Source organism: Flavobacterium fragile, assembly GCF_023634865.1.
In the GTDB taxonomy this organism is placed as follows: Bacteria; Bacteroidota; Bacteroidia; order Flavobacteriales; family Flavobacteriaceae; genus Flavobacterium; species Flavobacterium fragile.
In genome coordinates this window covers 166,395-186,193 of record NZ_JAMLJN010000001.1, presented here as the reverse complement: position 1 = coordinate 186,193, position 19,799 = coordinate 166,395, and the positions used below count along the sequence as shown (strand labels likewise).

The following is a 19,799-nucleotide window of genomic DNA, read 5'->3' as shown; positions in this document are numbered from 1 at the left end:
CATGAGAAAATTAGCCAACGCAGAATTAGAACGCAAAAACATCAACGAGTTTAAAGAAGCTCAAAAAACACCCATTATTGTAATCTTAGACGATATTAGAAGTTTGCATAATATTGGTTCGGTTTTTAGAACTTCGGATGCTTTTTTGATTGAAAAGATTTATTTGTGTGGTATTACGGCTACTCCGCCCAACAAAGAAATCCACAAAACAGCCCTTGGCGCTACAGAAACTGTTGCTTGGGAATACGCAAAAGACGTTTTAGAAGTGGTAAATCAATTGAAACAAGAAAATGTAAAAGTGTATTCAGTTGAACAGACTGAAAATGCAATCATGTTGGATGATTTTCAACCTGAAACCAATACAAAATACGCTTTAATTTTTGGAAACGAAGTGAAAGGCGTTTCTCAAGAAGCGATTAATTTGAGCAATGGCGTGATTGAAATTCCGCAATTGGGAAGTAAACATTCGTTGAATATTTCGGTGAGTGCTGGAATTGTGATTTGGGATTTGTTTCAGAAGCTTCGCTAGAAAATTTTTATTTAACCGCAAAGAAGCAAAGTTTTTTCGCAAAAGACGCTATGAATTTGTGATAATTCGTAAAATTCGTGTTTAATTAAGTCAAAAGAGAGCCTTTCAGCGTAACAAGTTTTGGGGAAAAAATACGTTGAAATTAACATTGCGCAGCATTAGTTTTATCAGCGTTCTAATGCAATTTTTCTGTTAATTTCATTCAACAAAAACACATAATCTTCCTGTTTTTTTACAAAATCCAAATCAGAAACATCAATAATCAACACATTCAAATCGGTTTGTGTTTTGATGTAATCTAAGTAGCCTTGATTGATTTTTTCTAAATAATCGGCTGGAATTTCTTGTTCGTAACTTCTGCCACGTTTTTTGATATTTTCCAAAAGACGTTCCGTATTTTGATACAAATACACGTACAAATCTGGCTTTGGCATTTCTTTGTGTATAATATCAAACATGGTTTTGTACAAACGGTATTCGTCTTCTTGAAGGGTTACTTTGGCAAAAATTAGTGATTTGAAAATGTGATAATCTGCCACCACAAAATCCTTAAACAAATCAAATTGCGCTAAATCATCTGATAATTGTTGGTATCTATCCGCTAAAAATGACATTTCTAACGGAAACGCATAACGACTTTGGTCTTTGTAAAACTTTGGCAAAAACGGATTATCGGCAAAGCGTTCTAACACTAATTTTGCGTTACAATCTTCTGATAATTTGGTTGATAAAGTGGTCTTTCCTGCTCCAATATTACCTTCAATGGCGATGTAATTGAATTGCTGTAATTGGAGTTTTTCAATTGGTGAAATTATAGAATGAATTGCTTTTATTTCGCTTGTATCTTCCGTTTGAGCTAACAATTGAGAAATGGATTTCTTCAAAAGAGGATGTTCCCAATTCAATCCTAAATCTAACATCGGCTGTAACACAAATTTTCGGTTTTGCATTAACGGATGAGGAACTTGCAGATTTTCGGTTGAAATAATCTCTTCATCAAAAGCGATTATATCTACATCAATTATCCTAGCCTGATAACCCGAATCTTTAGAACGAGCTCTACCTAACTTTTTCTCTACTTTCAAAACCTGATTCAATATTTTTTGAGCCGATTTTGTCGTATGAATCAAAATTACAGCATTATAAAAAGATTCGCTTTCAAAACCCCATGCCGGTGTTTCATAAACTTTAGAAACCTTTACAACAGTTGCTACTTCACTATGAATCAAATCGATACAAGACTGAATCGCTTCTAAGCGATTGCCTTGATTACTTCCTAGAGATAAAATAACTTGATGTTGACTCATATTGGCAAAATAACAAACAATTTTAGACTTCTAATTTACCTTTTTCATTTTTTTATGAACATGTAACAATTTTTGAGTTTTTACTACTAATACTTTAAATTAAAATGAAATTGAAATGAGATTTTTAGGAAATGTATTAGCCACAATTGTAGGGCTTTTTGTATTTTTCATGCTTGCCTTTTTTGGTCTTATGGTTATAGGATTGCTTGTTGGTGGCGGTGAAGAAACTGTAACGATTGAAAACAATTCTGTTATTGAATTAGATTTATCAAAAGTAACCCTAGACTACGCAGGAAAAACCAATTACAAAGACTTCAATTATTTTGAAGCGCAACATGATGGAGTGACTGATATTTTAAATGCAATAGATGCTGCTAAAACGGACGACAAAATCAAAGGTATCTCTATTTTAAATAACCAATCACAATTAGGATTAGCTCAAAGTAGAGCGATTCGTAACAAACTTGAAGAATTTAAAAAATCTGGAAAATTTGTTTATGCTTACGCCAATTATTTTACTCAAGGAGAATATTATCTAAATTCTGTAGCTGATCAAGTGTATTTAAATCCAGCTGGAGAAGTTGATTTTAAAGGACTTTCCTCTGAAATTATTTACATGAAAGATTTACAAGATAAATCAGGCGTAAAGTTTGAAGTAATTCGTCACGGTAAATATAAAAGTGCTGTTGAACCTTATCTTTCACAAGAAATGAGTCCAGAAAATCGTGAACAAATGACGGTTTTATTAAATTCCGTTTGGAATACTATTGTTGAAGACATCGCTAAAAGTAGAAAATTATCGATTCTTCAATTGAATGCTATTGCTAATTCCCTTGGAGCAAGAACACCAGAACTTGCATTAGCGAACAAACTAATTGACAAAATAGCTTATGAAGACGAATATCACAACGCCATTCGCACCAAATTAAAATTAGCAAAAGACGAAAAGTACGACTTTGTTAGCATTACAGATTATGCACAAACTTCAGCTTCAACAGTAGAAGATTATACTAAAAAGGACATTATAGCTGTAATTTACGCTCAAGGGGAAATTCTAGGTGGAGAAGGTGATATTAACATAATTGGAGAAGGTTCTATAAATCGTTCTTTGCGCGAAGCTCGTGAAGACAAAAATGTAAAAGCAATTGTATTACGAGTAAACAGTCCGGGAGGTAGTGCTTTAACTTCAGAATTAATTTGGAGAGAAATTGAACTTACCAAAAAAGTTAAGCCAGTTGTGGTTTCAATGGGAGATTATGCGGCTTCAGGAGGTTACTACATTTCAGCTAATGCAGATAGAATTTTCGCTGAACCAAACACCATAACAGGTTCAATAGGTGTTTTTGGAATGTTGCCTAATATGAACCAACTAGGAAAAAACATTGGAATTAATGCCGAACAAGTTAAAACCCACGATAACGCGAGTGGATATAGTGTTTTTGAACCCATCGATGAAGGTTTCAAAGGATATGTTTTAGAAGGAATAGAAAGAACCTATAATATATTTTTAAAACGAGTTGCTGATGGCAGAAAAATGTCAATCACACAAGTTGATGCTATAGCGCAAGGCCGTGTTTGGACAGGAGTAGATGCTAAGAAAATAGGATTAGTAGATGAACTTGGCGGTTTAGATGCAGCAATTAAATATGCCGCTAAACTAGGAAAAACCTCATCTTATAGAACTGAAAGTTTTCCAGAATATGAAAAAAGCTTTGAAGATATGCTGGCTAATTTTACTGGACTTGCTATGTTTAAAACCAAAGAGCAATTGCTGAAAGAACAACTAGGAGAAGAAGGATTTCAAATGCTAGAAAAAATTAAACGAGTAAAAAGCAGAAAAGGAATTCAAGCTATGATGCCTTACGAAATCGAGATTCATTAATTGTTTACTATAAACAACAAAATCCCAAAGACAATTCGTTTTTGGGATTTTTTTATAAGTTTTACTCAAATTTAATGCGTAAATTTACAGTTGGTATTACTTTTGTGTAGCTAAAATCATTCACTTCAAAAAATACAATCATGTTAAAGAAAGTTTTAAAAGGACTTGGGATATTCCTTTTGGTAACCATCATCGCATTAGCAGCCGCACCTTTTTTGTTTAAAGACAAAATCAAGGAAATGATTGCTAAAACATTAAACGAAAATGTAAATGCAAACATAGCCTTTGAAGATGTTGATTTAAGCTTGTTAAAAAGTTTCCCAAAAGCTCATGTAACAATTGATAAACTTAGCATCATTAACAAAGCACCATTTGAAGGCGACACCCTTTTGTATGCCGGAGAAACTAATGTTACCATGAGTGTTAAAGAGCTTTTTAAAGGCGAAAGAGAAGCTATGAGTTTAGAGAGTTTTAATGCTGTTGACGGAATTGTAAACATTTTTTTTAATAAGGACGGAATTGGTAATTTTGACATTGCAATAAAACAAGCAGAAGAAACAAAACCGTCTGAAAGTAAGCCGTTTTCTCTAGACATTCAGAAGTATGGCGTAGAAAATTTAAAATTCAGTTATACCGATGAAGGTTCGAATATGAAAATGGTTTTAGACAGCATTTATCATGAAGGAAAAGGAAATTTTGCGGCTCAAAAATTAGATTTAGAAACCAAAACTACAGCTAAACTTTCTTTTGAAATGGAAAAAACAAACTACATGAACAATGTGGGAATCTCTTTAGATGCTATTTTAGGAATCGATTTAGAGAAAAGCAAATACGAATTCAAAGATAATAAAGCGTTAATTAATCAATTACCATTAGAATTTAATGGATTTATTCAAATGGTGGAAGCAGGTCAAACGTATGACTTAACATTTAAAACCCCAACTTCTGATTTTAAAAACTTCTTAGGATTAGTCCCGGCTGCTTATTCAGGTGATATTAGTAAAGTAAAAACTACTGGACAATTCTCAGTAGATGGAAAAGTAAAAGGAAATTTAACCGAAACTACTATTCCCGCTTTCGATGTGAAAATTGCTTCAAATAATGCTTCTTTCCAATATCCAGATTTACCAAAATCGGTTAAAAATATTGTGATTGACACCCATATTATTAATGAAAGTGGCGCAATAAATGATACTTATGTGAATTTACACCAACTATCTTTTGCCATAGATCAAGACGTTTTTAATGCGAAGGCAATTGTGAAAAACATTGCAACAAATGCTATAGTAGATGCCGAATTAAAAGGAACCATCAACTTAGCAAATGTTACAAAAGCGTATCCTGTAAAACTAGACAAACCTCTTAGTGGAATTTTAAAAGCTGACGTAGAAACGATATTTGACATGCAATCGGTAGAGAAAAGTCAGTATCAAAATATAAAAAATTCGGGAACGGTTAGTTTGACTGGTTTTCACTACGAAGGTCCAGATATGGCAAAACCTTTTAAAATCAATCAAGCTAATGTAGCATTTAATCCAAACCATATCAACTTGAGCAAGTTTGATGCTAAAACAGGTTCGTCTGACATTCAAATAAATGGAACTTTAGACAATTTCTACGGATTCATGTTTAAAAACCAAATCCTGAAAGGTAAATTCAATATGAGTTCTACCAAATTAGTGGTTTCTGATTTCATGGCGCCAACTACAACTACTACAGAAGAAGGCAAAAAAACAACAGAAGCGGTAAAAATTCCTTCTTTCTTAGATTGTAGTATTACAGCTAAAGCAGGAACTGTTGTTTATGATAATTTGAACTTGAAAGATGTTTCTGGAAATATGATTATTCGTGACGAAGCCGTTACATTGAATAATTTAAAAATGGGAATCTTTGGCGGAAATATTGGTTTAACCGGAACTGTTTCTACCAAAGGAAAAACTCCAAAATTTGATATGGATTTAGGCTTAAACTCTGTAAATATTGCAGAATCGTTTACCCAATTAGACATGTTAAAATCGATTGCTCCAATTGCTGGTGTAATTAATGGAAAACTAAATTCGACCATCAAACTTTCTGGAAATTTACAAAATGATATGACGCCAAATTTAAAAACGATTTCTGGAGATTTATTTGGGCAATTATTATCTACAACTATCAATGAAAAAAACTCTGCTATGCTAACTGCATTAAGTTCAAACATGAAATTCATTGATTTAAACAAACTAAATCTAAACGATGTAAAAGCGGCTTTATCGTTTAAAGATGGAAAAGTAAATGTTAAACCTTTTGATATTAAATATCAAGACATAACCGTAAATGTTGGCGGAAGTCATGGGTTTGACCAAACGATGAATTACAATTTAAAGTTTGATGTTCCGGTGAAATATTTAGGTAAAGACGTAACTAATTTATTGGCAAAATTAACGCCTGCCGACCAAAAACAAATAACTAGTATTCCAGTAAATGGCTTAATGACAGGGAACTTTTCGCAACCTAAATTCAATACTGATTTAAAACAAGCTACAACCAATTTAACTACGCAATTAGTTAAAATGCAGAAAGAAAAATTAGTAAAGCAAGGATCCAATGCATTAGGAAATTTATTAGGTGGAACTAAAAACAATACTACAACTGATTCTACTAAGACAACTTCAACTCCTAAAGAAGAAATTAAAAATACCGTTAAAGACAAAGCTACAGGTGCTCTGAAAGATTTATTTGGCAGAAAGAAAAAAGAAGAATAGTATTTTGAATCAAAAAACAAAACCCTCTCAAATTTTGAAAGGGTTTTGTTTATAAACTCATTTTCACCACATAACCTTCATAAGTTCTTACATTAAAAACGGTTCCGTCTTCAAAAATTAAATATTGACCTTTAATTCCGGTTAGAGTGCCTGAGAAATTTGGTGTTTTATCTAAATTCAAACTCGTAACTTTTTTAGGATATTGCAACACAGGAAAATCTAATTGTATAATTTTTTCTTCCTTTGGAAAATAATCTTTTACTTCGGTTGGTAACCAATCAAACACTTTGTTGCGTTCTGCAATCAAATCCATATGTAAATATTCGTTTTTTAGCATTTTTTGCCAATTGGTTTTATCGGCAAAATGGTTTTTCAAAGCAACTTCTGTAATTCCTGCTAAATATCTGTTGGGCACTTCAACTATTGGAATCGCTTGTACGGCGCCTTGGTCAATCCAACGAGTGGGAACTTGGGTTTTTCTGGTTACGCCAACTTTTACTTCACTTGATAACGCTAAATACACTACGTGAGGTTGTAATTGTACGCGTTTTTCGTACTCTAAATCACGGTCTTCGATATCTAAATGCGCGGTGCTTAATTCGGGTTTCATAATCCAATCCCCTACTGCTGGGCTGCTCATAAAACAATCGTAACAAAATCCTTGACGAAAAATCTTCTTGGCTTTTCCGCAATTCAAACATTGGTAACCTTGAAATTCAATTTCCATTGGTTTCCCTAAAAGTTGGTTCAGGTTTAAAAAACTATTTTCAAAAACCAAATAGTATTGAATTGGGTTTCCAAATTCGGTTTGCATTTTACTTAGCGTGCCTTGATAATTCATTTGTGTTAAGATTTACTTTTTCGTTTTATTATTTAAAAAAAATGCTATTTTTGGTAAAGTTATTATTCCGTTTTAATAATTCAAAATTAGAAATAGGTAAATGCCATTACAAATTATAAATTCTGTTGCCACTTGGATTTTGAAGAAACGAATTCATCAAATGGAATTGTTTTTAAAATATCCGCATGAAGTACAAGAAGAATTGCTTTTCAACCTTATAAAATCTGCCGAAAACACGCAAACGGGAAGAAAATACGACTTTTCTTCTATGAAGAATTACACCTCTTTTAGTGAGCGAATTCCTGTTTCTACTTACGAAGATTTAGAACCTTTAATTGAAAGAACCAGACAAGGCGAACAAAATGTTTTTTGGAATTCCAACATCAAATGGTTTGCTAAATCTAGTGGAACAACTAATGCCAAGAGTAAATTTATTCCGGTAAGTTCAGAATCTTTAGAAAATTGTCATTACAAAGCGAGTAAAGATTTATTGTGTTTGTATTTAAACAATAATGAAGAATCGCAAATGTTTACAGGAAAAAGTCTTCGCTTGGGCGGAAGTAAACAATTGTATGAAGACAACAACACGTTCTTTGGGGATTTATCAGCCATTTTAATTGACAACATGCCGATTTGGGCCGAATTTAGTTCCACTCCAAGTAGCAAAATTTCATTAATGGGCGATTGGGAAACAAAACTTCCCGCCATTATAAACGAAACCATTAATGAAAATGTAACGAGTTTAGCTGGCGTTCCGAGTTGGATGATGGTTTTATTACAAAAAACGTTAGAAACTACAGGAAAATCAAACTTATTAGAGCTTTGGCCAAATGCAGAAGTCTATTTTCATGGAGGTGTCAATTTTGATCCGTACAGAGAGCAATACAAGAAATTATTTCCAAAAGATACTTTCAAATACTACGAAATTTATAATGCTTCGGAAGGTTTTTTTGCCATTCAAGACCAGAATGATTCGAGCGAATTATTGTTAATGTTAGATTACGGGATTTTCTATGAATTTATTCCGATGGACACCTTTGGAAGCTTAAACCAACAAGTTATTCGACTGAATCAAGTAGAATTGAATAAAAATTATGCTTTAGTAATTACCACTAACTCGGGTTTATGGCGTTATTTAATTGGAGATACGATTCGATTTACTTCATTAAGCCCATACCGAATTAAGGTAACGGGAAGAACCAAACACCACATTAACGTTTTTGGTGAAGAATTAATGGTTGAAAATACTGATACAGCTTTGACTAAAACTTGTAAAGAATTCAATTGTGAAACTACCGATTATACTGTTGCGCCAATTTTTATGAATGCAAAACAAAAAGGAGCTCACGAATGGATTATCGAATTTAAAATTAAACCTGATAATATTGAAAACTTCAGAAAAGCTTTAGACGAAAATCTTCAAAATTTAAATTCTGATTATGAGGCGAAACGTTATAACAATATGACATTAAATCCACTGGTGTTGAATGTAGCTCGTGAAAATCTATTTTATGATTGGTTAAAACAACAAGGTAAATTAGGAGGACAAAATAAAGTTCCAAGATTGTCTAACGACAGAATTTATTTAGATTCTTTATTAGCATTACAAAACCGAAATTAAAAAAAAATTATTCCTTGGATTAAAATCAATTTTAAAAATATATTTCCAAAAAAAAATGACTCCAGAAGAAATTCATAATTATTTTGAAAACATCAAAACATTAGTTTTAGAATATTCTCCAAAGTTTGTTGTTGCCATTATAATACTTTTAGTAGGATTATGGACAACTAGTTTCATTACAAGAACAGCAAAAAAAATAATGTTGAAAAGAAAAGTAGAAGTTACCCTTTCAACATTTATTGGGAATTTAATCTTCTGGACGCTTCGAGTGCTTCTCTTTGTAACGGTTATTTCAAAACTTGGTATTGAAACTTCTTCTTTTGTTGCTATTTTAGGAGCAGCAGGTTTAGCTATCGGACTTTCATTACAAGGTTCCTTATCTAATTTTGCAGGAGGAATTTTAATAATTCTTTTCAAACCTTTTAGAATTGGAGATATTATTGAAGCGCAAGGAGTTCAAGGGACTGTTGATGATATCAAAATATTTTCTACCGTAATTACTTCGCCCGACAACAAACAAATCGTAATACCTAATGCCGTTTTATCTAATGGTGTAATTATTAATCATACTATAAAAGGAATTAGAAGAATTGAAATTGTAATTACTGTCGATTATAAAAACGATTTACCAATAGTAAAATCAACTATAGAAAATATTTTGAAATCTATTCCTGAAATTTTGTCACAACCACAAGCTTCGGTTTACGTTTTAAATTTGGGAGCTAATGCTATAGATTTTGCTGTTAAACCTTATGTGAAAAATGAAAATTTACTAAAGGTAAAATCAGAAATATTAGAAAAAACAAAAATTGCTTTTGATAAAATCGGAATTGAAATGAAATAATTTATCTCAAAATTACTTCGTTAATACAAAATCCTTTAAATAATAAGGCTCAAAATAAGCGACATCAACAAAATCGTTTTGTTTGTATTTATCAAATGACAATCCACTCATTTCTTTAGCCGAAGGAAAAATTACATCAGAATGAAAAATAAACTTTTCATGAGTTAATGTATTTTTGAATTTCTCGGTTCCATCACCGACCAAATGAATCTTTTCAGAAATTTCTTGATACGAATTTTCATCAATAATTTCAGCTTTGGTGTTTCTAATTTGTTGATAATTTTTATTGTAAATCGCAGTAAAAACTTCCATTCTACGAGCGTCAATCATCGAGATTATGATTCCTTCTTCAATTTGAATTTGTTTGGCCAAAAGTTGCAACGTATCAATAGCAATTAATGGAATATTCAAAGCATAACAAAACCCTTTAGCCGAAGAAACTCCAATCCGTAAACCTGTATAAGATCCTGGACCTTGACTAACTGCTATGGCAGACAAATCCGAAAATTTCAAGTTATTTTCAGTTAGTAATTCTTCAATAAAAACGTGTAATTTTTCGGCATGAGAGAAATTTTGCTCCGCAATTTCCTTGCATGCAATGGTTTTTCCCTCTATTGCTAAAGCAACAGAACAATTTTTAGTAGCGGTTTCTAAATTTAGAATTATGGCCATTTTTGGATTTTTGAATTGCAAAGTTAAGAAGATAAAATCGTAAAAAAAATAAGGCATAGTTTACTACGCCTTATCTACCCAATTAACTAATAAGAAATCTATTTCTTACTTTCTTTTTTATCTTTTTTATCCTTTTCAGTTTCTACTCGAACTTTATCATTTGAAACTAAATCTTTTGAAACAGTTGTGTAAGGTCCGATAATGATTTCTTCTCCAGGTTTCAATCCAGAAATAATTTCAATGTTAGTATCATCTTGAATTCCGGTTTTCACTACTCTTAGTTTAGCTTTATCGCCAACTTTCACAAAAACACATTCGAACTTTTTATCACTTTTTGGAGCTGTACCTTTTTTCTCTTGCTCCTCTTTTTCCAATTCCGCAACGATATCTTTTTTAACCGAAGTTGTATCGTCTTTCACTACAACTGCGCTAATTGGAACCGCCATGATATTCTCTTTTCTTTTCGTAATAATATCAACTGTAGCGGTCATTCCAGGTCTGAATGGGGAATAATTATCTGGTTTACCTTCTAATAAATCTTGATATGATTCTTTTAAAATTCTAACTTTTACTTTAAAATTCGTTACCTGATCTGCTGTTAAAGCCGTACTAGCCGAATTTGAAATACTTGTTACAATTCCTTTGAATTCTCTCTTTAAATAAGCATCCACTTCAATATTAGCTGAATCTCCAATGTTTACTTTTACGATATCATTTTCATTAACATCAACTTCTACTTCCATGTTATTTAAGTTCGCGATTCTTAAAATTTCAGTTCCCGCCATCTGTTGCGTTCCTAAAACTCGCTCTCCTAACTCTACATTTAACAATGAAATAGTTCCATCAGCTGGGGCATAAATAGTAGTTCTTCGTAAATTATCATTCGCCTCTGTAACGGTAGCAGAAGCGCTTTGAACTTGAAAATATGCAGATCTTTTGTTTGCAACAGCAACTTCATAAGCAGAAACAATTCTGTCCCATTCTGCTTTAGAAATTATACCTTTTTCAAATAATTTTTGATTTCTATCGTAATTAGCTTTTGCTTCTTTTACTTGAGCTTCTGCTTGACTTAAACCCGCTTTTGTGGTAGACATCGAAGCTACAGAACGATTCACTCCAGATTCATACAAATCAGGATTAATTCTTACTAATAAATCACCTTTTTTAACTTGTTGTCCTTCTTTTATTGGCAAAGCAATAATTTCTCCAGATACTTCAGAAGATATTTTTACTTCAATTTCAGGTTGAATTTTACCCGTAGCGGAAACCGTTTCAATAATTGTAGTTTGGGCAACTTTAGATAATTCAACAACTTTTGAATCATCGTTATTTCCTATAACACCCGCTTTTTTAAGTCCAACTAACAACAAGATCAATCCGATGGCACTTCCTATTAAAATGTATATGGTTTTCTTTGACATGATTATGTATTTATATTTTGACTATTGTTTTTTTACTAGTGGAATTCCAAAATAAAACTCTAAAATTTTAGTTCTGAAAATGTAATCGTATTTGGTTCTTAATACTTCTGATTGCGCATTTTCATATGCAATTGTGGCTTGTGAGTAATCAAATGAATTCATTAAGCCTACTTCATAACGTTCTTTAGAAAAATTATAAGATTGTTTTCTCGCTTCTAATGTTTTTTGAGCTGCTTCAAAAGATTTTTTAGCATTTATCACATCGTTATAAGCTTGATAAACATTTCGCTCTAAATCTAATTCTGCTTGTTTTAACTGAAATTCAGAACGTTCTTGATTTATTTTTGCTCGTTGTACTCTTCCTCTAGTGGCAAAGCCATTCAAAATTGGCACACTTAATTGTAACCCAACAGCAGTTCCATCAAATAATGTTAACTGATCGATGAAATTAAAAGGAATACTCTCAGCCCAACGTGTGTTATATCCTAAAAAACCAGTTATAGTTGGTAAATAAGAAGAGCGTGATAATGCCACATCTTTTTTAGCCACATCAAAATTTGCCATAGCAATTTTTACATCTTTTACCGATTCTTTAGCTTTTTCTAAAATTGCTTCTTGTGATTCATTCGCAATATTCGTTAATGGTAAATCGATTACTTCATCAGAAATATCGAAATTCATATAATCCTCTAAAAACAATATTTGACACAACCCAATTTTAGATATCAAAATAGCATTTTCAGTAGTAACAATTTGTTGCTCTTGAGTAGCATCGGTAGCTTGAAGTTCGTAAATATCTCCAGCAGGAAGAGAACCTGCTTGAATTAACTCTTGAGTCCTCTTGATGTTCTCTTTTGTAATGGCATTTTGATTTTTTTGAACTTTTAATTGTTCTTTGTTAAATAAAATCTGCAAATAAGAATTGGCAATAGACAAAGCAATATCATCTTTCATTTTGTCTAAACGATATGAATTTGCAATCTTACTTAATTTGGCCCTTTGTAATGTTTTCCAATTAGCTAATCCATTGAACAACATTAAACCTGAATTTGCAGAAGCAGACATCGACTTGAAAGTTTGATTTTGAAACTGGTTAGTAACCGGGTTAATACTTGCTCCAGTGTTCATGCTATAATTGGCATTTCCGTTTAAAGTAGGTAAAAAACCACCTATCGCTTCAAGTTTATCTACATCAGAAATTTTCAAATCCAATTCCGATTGTTTAATTGAAATATTATTCTTTATAGCATAATCTACACATTCTTCTAAAGTCCATTTCTTATTTTGTGCCGAAAGTTGAAACCCGACCAGCAATAGAAAAAAAACTATTTTTTTTGTTGTCATTTTATGTGCTTTAAATCTCATTTCTTATAAGACCTCTTTTTATTTATTTTGTTACAGCATATCAATTAAAATTTTACTTTTACAACGAAATTTATATTTGATATGAAAACCATTATTACAGTTCTAGCCATACTTTTTACTATATTAATTACCATTTCTTGCGGTACTTCAAAAAAAATTGAAGCTTTAAAACCAACCCCTTCTAATAACAATCCTGTTGTTTTTAAGAATAAAGTATCTTTCATTGCAATGCCTATTGAAATTACACTGAAAGACTTAGAACAACAACTAAATAAAAATGTGAACGGTTTAATTTACAATGATTCATTACTGAATGACGATAAAACTGAAATGAAAATTTGGAAAACAGCTCCAATTAAATTAAGTGAAAAAGACGGAAATATTGTATCAGCAATTCCGCTTAAGATTTGGGCTAAATTCAAATATGGAACTGATTTTATGGGATTAAACGATACACGAGAAATCAACTTAAACGGCATTATTACCTTAAACAGCAAAACCCATTTATCCAATTGGAAACTTACCACCACTTCTAAGATTGAAGATTTTGAATGGAGCGAAAGTCCAACTATTTTAGTGGCTGGAAAAAATGTGCCTATTACTTATATCATCAACCCAACATTAAGTCTTTTTAAATCAAAAATTTCAAAAAAGATTGATGAAGCTATTGACAAAACTTGTGATTTTAAGCCTCAAGTTTTAGACGCTTTAGACAAATTAAGCTACCCTCTTTTAACCAGTGAGCAATATGAAACTTGGTTCAAAATGGTGCCAATAGAATTGTATGTTACCGAAGCCAAATTGACCAAAACCAAAATCCTATTGAACATGGGACTAAAATGCAACTTGCAAACTATGGTAGGACAAAAACCAAAAAACGGTTTTGATGCTTCAAAAATTGTATTAAAACCAGTAGAAAAAATTCCAGACAACACAACAGTTTCTGTAGTTGCGGTTTCTACTTTTGAAAGTGCAAGTAAAATAGTAACTAAAAATTTTCAAGGAAAAGAATTTGCTTCGGGAAGTAGAAAAATTAGCGTTCAAAAAGTTGATTTATGGCAAAAAGATGGTAGAATGATTATTGCTCTAGATGTTCTAGGAAATATTAATGGTACTATATACTTATCCGGAATTCCAAATTACAATTCCGTCACAAAAGAAATCTATTTTGACCAAATGGAATACGTTTTGAATACAAAAAATGTTTTAATGAAATCGGCCAATTGGCTGTTACATGGAACAATTTTAAAAAGCATTCAAGCTAATTGCCGCTATTCAATAAAGGAAAACTTGGAAGAAGGAAAACAAAACATGAAACCTTATTTGAGTAATTATTCTCCCATGAAAGGCGTTTTCGTAAATGGAACTATCAATGATTTCGAATTTGAAAAAGTTGAACTCACTGATAAAGCTATTATTGCTTTTATAACCACAAGCGGAAAAATGGATATTAAAATTGATGGTTTAGAATAAAACAAAAAGTCGTTTCACTTGAAACGACTTTTTTATATCTCTTTTTTCTTTCCGTATTTTAATCTGTAGATAGCAAAACCTAAAATTCCGACTAATATATATGGAATTGCCATCAAATATACGATTCCATCATTCACAGCCTCAGCTTGAACGCCTCCTTCTTCACTTTCAAGAGCTGCGCGACACATCGCACATTGCGCCTGAGCAGAAATGCTGATAATGAAGAAAACTATTCCAAATAAAAACTTTTTCATCTAATTTGTGTAATAAGGCGAAATCATTAAATAAACTATAACTCCTGTAACGGCAACATACAACCAAATAGGAAATGTAATTTTTGCAATCTTTTTATGTTTATCATATCGTTGCGCCAAAGCTTTTACATAAGTAATTAAGACCAAAGGAATGATGATAACCGATAATAAAATATGCGATATTAAAATGAAAAAATAAACATATCTAATAATGCCTTCTCCACCAAACTTAGTAGAATCAGAAGTCATGTGATACGCTACATACATTGCTAAAAATGCAACCGAACATGCGATGGCAAATTTCATTAAATTTTCATGTAACTTTCTATTGCCATTCTTTATAGCGATAACAGCAGCAACTAAAATAAAAGCGGTTAAACCATTGATTGTGGCATAAATTGGAGGTAAAAATGACAAAGGCTGCACATCATAACCTAATTTTCTCAAATTCACACCAAAAAGCAAAGCAACAACCAAAGGAATTGCTACTGATAAAACAACAATTAATTTATTGTATTTGGTTTCGATATTATTTTCCATAATTATTCTTCTAATAATTTTTTGATATCTTCTTTAATGGCTTCTACTCCAGCAGCATCTAATCCGTCGTAGTATAAAATTGGATTACCTTGTGTGTCTTTTCTACATCTAATTTTACCTTCTTTGTCAATTAAGGCAAATAAACCTGAATGCTCAAACCCCCCAGCTACTTTATTGTTTTCACCTGCGTATAAATTAAAACCCTTGTTAGCTAAATTATAGATATAATTTTTGTCTCCTGTTAAAAAATGCCAATTATAATGTTTTACTCCCAACAAATCAGCGTGTTCCTTTAAAACTTGTGGTGAGTCTGTTGCGGGATCTATTGTAATTGAAGCAATTCCAAAACTTGGATTTCCATAAAATTCATTTTGAAGTTGCAACATACTTTCATTCATTTTTGGGCAAATAGTAGGGCAAGTAGTAAAGAAAAACTCTACAACATATACTTTCCCAAGATAATCCTTATCTGAAATGGATTTATTATTTTGGTCGGTCAGTTTGAATTCAGGAACAGGACCAATTTCAACTAAATCCGATTTTTGAAACTTGGCCACAATTTTAGGTACCGCCCAAATTCCAAAAATCAAAACAATAAAAGATATCCCTATATAAGATTTATTTTTCATTACTGATTTTTTTGTTTTTCTATATTTTCTTTGATATTATCTCTAAAAGCATCTTTTCTAGCGTTATTATTCTTTTTAAGAGCCAAACGATATTCACGAAGAATAATTTTTACATCATCTGTCATTTCATTGTGTAAATCGGCTGCAGAAATCGTATTATAACTTTCTTTATATTCTTCTTCTCCTTTTTTGTTCTTACCTTTTCTTCCTCGATGATTCAATTCTTTATCTACGATAATAACCGCAGGAGTTCCTTTGTTTTCATCCAAATGTCCCATTAATTTATAACTATCGTAGTACTCTTGAATTTTTTCTGGAGTTGAAAAAACAAATCTCCATCCTTTCATATCGCCAGTAATTGGAGCTAATTCATCAATAATTTGTTGGCATTTTTTTTCATTCCCAACAGGAACAACCATAATCATCTGAAAATCTTTAAATCCTTTGTATTTATTATAAATCTTCTGATTTAGATTAAAAAAATTTCCTCGATTTTCAATTACTTTATCTCCAACAAAACCAAGTATTGTAATTTTGTCTTTCATAGATTCTTTCGTACTGTCTAAGCTTGTCCAATCAGAAGGAATATCTTGATTATTTTTTGAGATAGTAGGCAAAAATATCGAATTGTGGGATGCCGTTGAAAATACCAAATAAATAGCAATTGGCAATATTAATAGCGAAATAAGAACTATTTTATTTTTCATTAGAAAAGTCGCGTTTAGTTCCTACAAAAGTAAAAAAAATCCCGATGTAAATCGGGATTATGTATCAAAAACAAGTGTTAAAAAATCCACTTTATATGTCCATTTTTGAAAACTTCATAAACGTAGTCACCTTCAACTAACAAAATGAAAGACAAATAAATCATTAAGAAAACAGCTGTCCAAACAACTGATCTTCTGAACCAAGTTTTTTCACCTTCCATGTGCATGAAAGCCCAAGTGATATAGTAAGCTTTTACTATTGTTAAAATAATGAACAACCAGTTAAGTAAGTTCATACCTAAAAAATTTGTAAAGAATAACGATTTTGGTTTAAAAATACCAAAAACAACTTCTACTATAGTCACTAAAGATAGAATTCCGAAAACTATCCAAATTCTCATTGTATTTGATTCGTGTGCGTGTGCCATGATATACTTTTATTTTATTGTTATACTAAGTAGAAGAAAGTAAATACAAATACCCACACTAAATCGACAAAGTGCCAGTATAATCCAACTTTTTCAACCATTTCGTAGCTTTTTCTTTTCTCGTAAGTGCCTAATAAAACATTAAAGAAAATGATGATGTTAATCAACACCCCAGTAAATACGTGGAATCCATGGAAACCTGTAATAAAGAAGAAAAAGTTAGCAAATAATTTATGACCGTATTCATTTCTAACTAGATTAGCTCCTTCTACTACATATTTGGCATCTTGTAATTTCTTTAATGATTCTTCCCTTGATAGAACCGTTTTGTGTTTTTCAGCATTAATGAACTCTGAACGAACTAAAATAGATTCGTCAGCTTTAAAACCTTGAACTACTTCATTAACAGAATATGTTGGAAGAGTCGATTCTTTCATAAACCAAACTCCATCATTTCTATCTAATTGTTCTCTAGATTCAGGTAAAGTAAGAGCAAAATCTGCTAAAGCCACTCTTTTGTAAGTTCCATCTTCTTGTTTTTTAACAAACTGTAAGATTGAACCTCCATTAGTTTCTACTGCACCATATTCTCCTTTAATGAAGTTTTTCCATTCCCAAGCCTGAGAACCCAAGAAGATAAAACCACCAATGATAGTTAAAAACATGTAAAATGCTACTTTAGATTTTTTTAAGTGATGACCTGCATCAACAGCTAAAACCATAGTAACCGAAGAGAAAATTAAGATAAAAGTCATTAACGCTACATAATACATTGGCGCGTTTACACCATGTAAAAATGGAAAGTGGTTAAAAACCTCATCAGCAATAGGCCATGTTTCAATAAATTTAAATCTTGAAAAACCATACGCCGCTAAGAAACCTGTAAAAGTTAAAGCATCTGACAAGATGAAATACCACATCATCATTTTACCATAGGTTGTTCCTAATGGTCCTGGACCTCCATCTAAAGCGTGTTCGTCTGTAATAACTGTCGCTCCCATAAATTTTTTAATTGTTAAAAAGTTCCCAAATTTATTATTTTTTTTCTATTTGAAAAAATAGAAAAATAAAAACAAATAAACCCAAATAAAATCCATAAAGTGCCAATACATCGCACTTAGCTCAATACCAAGGGTTTGAGTCGAATTGTATTTTTGTTTATAATGATTATAAATTACCACTAAAAGCGATATAATACCTCCTAAAAGGTGCGCAATGTGAACCAAAACAGCAATATACAAAAATGAAGTAGTTACATTACTTTCACTTCCTGTAAAGAAATAACCGTTTTCGATAACTTGACCAAATCCTTTAAATTGTAATGCAATAAATGCAATTCCAAGCGCTAAAGTAATCAATAAAAAGACAGTAGCACCATTTCTATTGTCTTTTTTTGTCGCTTGTAAAGCTAAATAAAAAGTAAAACTACTCACCAACATTGCTACCGTACTGATAACGAATGCAGAGGGCAATACAAAATCTTTTAACCAATCTGGTCTTGACTTGCTTACTACATAAGCACTTGTTAATCCAGCAAAAATCATACAAATACTAATCATACCAAACCAAAGTAGCATTTTGTAGGTTCTGCCTTTGCGAGCTTGTTCTTCTTCAAAAGTCATTCTATTTTCCATAACTATCGTAAAAATTTATCTATAACATACACTATTTGCAATAAGGAAATATACGAAACACTTACTATCATTAGTTTTCTTGCCGCTTGGGCATCCATCTTTTTATGTAATTGAACCGCATAAAACAACATCCACAATCCTAACAATAAAACAATTACAGCCGCAACTTTAGATAAAAACAAATCACCTGTAAACCCAAAAGCCGGAATTATTGAGGCTAAAATCATCCAAATGGTATATAATATGGTCTGAAGAGCTGTTTTCTTATCGCGTTCCCCTGTTGGCAACATAAAAAAACCAGCCTTTTTGTAATCGTCATATAAGAACCAACCAATAGCCCAAAAATGTGGAAATTGCCAGAAGAATTGAATGATAAACAAAGTTCCTGCTTCTATTCCGAAATAGCCTGTTGCTGCAACCCAGCCTAACATAAAAGGAATAGCCCCTGGAAAAGCTCCAACAAATACCGAAAGAGGTGTTACTGTTTTTAAAGGAGTGTATAAACTCACGTACATGAAAATCGAAATAGCACCAAACATGGCGGTTTTAGGATTTACATTGTATAAAATAATCAACCCTAAAATAGTTAAAACGCAACCTAAAATAAATGCCTTTTGTTTAGAGATACTTCCCGATGGTAATGGACGATTTTTAGTTCGATCCATTTTTGCGTCTAATTCAATTTCTATGATTTGATTGAAAACATTAGAAGCTCCCACCATACAATAACCACCAACAACCAACAATAATAAAACCAACCATTGAAAAGGCTGTTCCTCGTTAAATCCCAACAAATATCCTGCAATAGTAGAAACCACTACACTAATAGATAAACGTGCCTTTGTAATTTCTACAAAGTCTTTGTAAAGAGATTTTTTAATTTGAGGTTGTGTATTCGTGTCCAATTT

The 19,799-nt window shown here is 31.8% G+C and carries 19 protein-coding genes; 6 read left to right on the top strand and 13 right to left on the bottom strand.

What is annotated here, in order from left to right; all coding sequences use genetic code 11:
* Position 1 precedes the first annotated feature (1 nt).
* Positions 2-529 carry an RNA methyltransferase gene (locus tag NAT47_RS00865; RefSeq protein WP_250579501.1) on the top strand — a complete coding sequence of 176 codons (528 nt, stop codon included), beginning with the start codon at positions 2-4 and terminating at the stop codon, positions 527-529.
* A gap of 167 nt (positions 530-696) precedes the next feature.
* Here the strand turns inward: NAT47_RS00865 and folK are convergent, their stop codons facing one another.
* The gene (gene folK / locus NAT47_RS00860) at positions 697-1,836 is read right to left on the bottom strand and encodes a 2-amino-4-hydroxy-6-hydroxymethyldihydropteridine diphosphokinase (protein ID WP_250579500.1); all 1,140 of its coding nucleotides are present in this window, start codon (positions 1,834-1,836) and stop codon (positions 697-699) included.
* Positions 1,837-1,951: 115 nt separating this feature from the next.
* Here folK and sppA point away from each other — a divergent pair, with 115 nt between their 5' ends.
* On the top strand, positions 1,952-3,718 hold the full coding sequence (gene sppA, locus NAT47_RS00855; protein WP_250579499.1) for a signal peptide peptidase SppA: 1,767 nt from the start codon (positions 1,952-1,954) through the stop codon (positions 3,716-3,718).
* Positions 3,719-3,858: 140 nt separating this feature from the next.
* Entirely contained in the window at positions 3,859-6,462 is a 2,604-nt protein-coding gene (locus NAT47_RS00850) for an AsmA-like C-terminal region-containing protein (RefSeq protein ID WP_250579497.1), read from the top strand.
* A gap of 49 nt (positions 6,463-6,511) precedes the next feature.
* Here the strand turns inward: NAT47_RS00850 and NAT47_RS00845 are convergent, their stop codons facing one another.
* Positions 6,512-7,303 (bottom strand): DUF2797 domain-containing protein, encoded by a 792-nt coding sequence (locus NAT47_RS00845; protein WP_250579495.1) that lies wholly within the window; start codon positions 7,301-7,303, stop codon positions 6,512-6,514.
* A 100-nt stretch (positions 7,304-7,403) separates the two neighbouring features.
* Between NAT47_RS00845 and NAT47_RS00840 the strand changes: the two genes are divergently transcribed.
* Complete coding sequence (locus NAT47_RS00840; RefSeq protein ID WP_250579493.1) at positions 7,404-8,924, top strand: GH3 auxin-responsive promoter family protein; 1,521 nt, start codon at positions 7,404-7,406, stop codon at positions 8,922-8,924.
* Between the two features lie 55 nt (positions 8,925-8,979).
* Complete coding sequence (locus NAT47_RS00835) at positions 8,980-9,768, top strand: mechanosensitive ion channel family protein (protein WP_250579491.1); 789 nt, start codon at positions 8,980-8,982, stop codon at positions 9,766-9,768.
* Between the two features lie 12 nt (positions 9,769-9,780).
* On the opposite strand, the gene tsaB is transcribed toward NAT47_RS00835, so the two are convergent.
* From tsaB to NAT47_RS00820, 3 genes are all read right to left on the bottom strand, one after another.
* Entirely contained in the window at positions 9,781-10,440 is a 660-nt protein-coding gene (gene tsaB, locus NAT47_RS00830) for a tRNA (adenosine(37)-N6)-threonylcarbamoyltransferase complex dimerization subunit type 1 TsaB (protein ID WP_250579489.1), read from the bottom strand.
* 98 nt (positions 10,441-10,538) lie between these two features.
* Positions 10,539-11,861: an efflux RND transporter periplasmic adaptor subunit gene (locus tag NAT47_RS00825; protein WP_250579487.1), complete on the bottom strand. Its 1,323-nt coding sequence runs from the start codon at positions 11,859-11,861 to the stop codon at positions 10,539-10,541.
* 21 nt (positions 11,862-11,882) lie between these two features.
* Positions 11,883-13,205: a TolC family protein gene (locus NAT47_RS00820; protein ID WP_250579485.1), complete on the bottom strand. Its 1,323-nt coding sequence runs from the start codon at positions 13,203-13,205 to the stop codon at positions 11,883-11,885.
* A gap of 102 nt (positions 13,206-13,307) precedes the next feature.
* Between NAT47_RS00820 and NAT47_RS00815 the strand changes: the two genes are divergently transcribed.
* Positions 13,308-14,699: a DUF4403 family protein gene (locus tag NAT47_RS00815; protein WP_250579483.1), complete on the top strand. Its 1,392-nt coding sequence runs from the start codon at positions 13,308-13,310 to the stop codon at positions 14,697-14,699.
* Positions 14,700-14,731: 32 nt separating this feature from the next.
* On the opposite strand, the gene NAT47_RS00810 is transcribed toward NAT47_RS00815, so the two are convergent.
* The 8 genes from NAT47_RS00810 to cyoE form a co-directional block, all read right to left on the bottom strand.
* Positions 14,732-14,953, bottom strand: a complete 222-nt coding sequence (locus NAT47_RS00810; protein WP_250579481.1) for a hypothetical protein — start codon at positions 14,951-14,953, stop codon at positions 14,732-14,734.
* Positions 14,954-15,493 (bottom strand): DUF420 domain-containing protein, encoded by a 540-nt coding sequence (locus tag NAT47_RS00805; protein ID WP_250579479.1) that lies wholly within the window; start codon positions 15,491-15,493, stop codon positions 14,954-14,956.
* A gap of 2 nt (positions 15,494-15,495) precedes the next feature.
* Positions 15,496-16,122, bottom strand: coding sequence for an SCO family protein (locus NAT47_RS00800; RefSeq protein ID WP_250579477.1), 627 nt, complete (start codon positions 16,120-16,122; stop codon positions 15,496-15,498).
* Positions 16,122-16,829, bottom strand: a complete 708-nt coding sequence (locus NAT47_RS00795) for a hypothetical protein (RefSeq protein ID WP_250579475.1) — start codon at positions 16,827-16,829, stop codon at positions 16,122-16,124. Before NAT47_RS00795 ends, NAT47_RS00800 begins: the two co-directional genes overlap by 1 nt.
* 77 nt (positions 16,830-16,906) lie before the next feature.
* Complete coding sequence (locus tag NAT47_RS00790) at positions 16,907-17,257, bottom strand: cytochrome C oxidase subunit IV family protein (protein ID WP_250579474.1); 351 nt, start codon at positions 17,255-17,257, stop codon at positions 16,907-16,909.
* A 20-nt stretch (positions 17,258-17,277) separates the two neighbouring features.
* Positions 17,278-18,258 (bottom strand): cytochrome c oxidase subunit 3, encoded by a 981-nt coding sequence (locus NAT47_RS00785; RefSeq protein ID WP_250579472.1) that lies wholly within the window; start codon positions 18,256-18,258, stop codon positions 17,278-17,280.
* A 45-nt stretch (positions 18,259-18,303) separates the two neighbouring features.
* Entirely contained in the window at positions 18,304-18,891 is a 588-nt protein-coding gene (locus NAT47_RS00780; protein WP_250579470.1) for a cytochrome c oxidase subunit 3, read from the bottom strand.
* 2 nt (positions 18,892-18,893) lie between these two features.
* A complete protein-coding gene (cyoE, locus tag NAT47_RS00775; RefSeq protein WP_250579469.1) occupies positions 18,894-19,796 on the bottom strand; it encodes a heme o synthase in 903 nt (300 codons plus the stop codon).
* Positions 19,797-19,799: the final 3 nt, after the last annotated feature.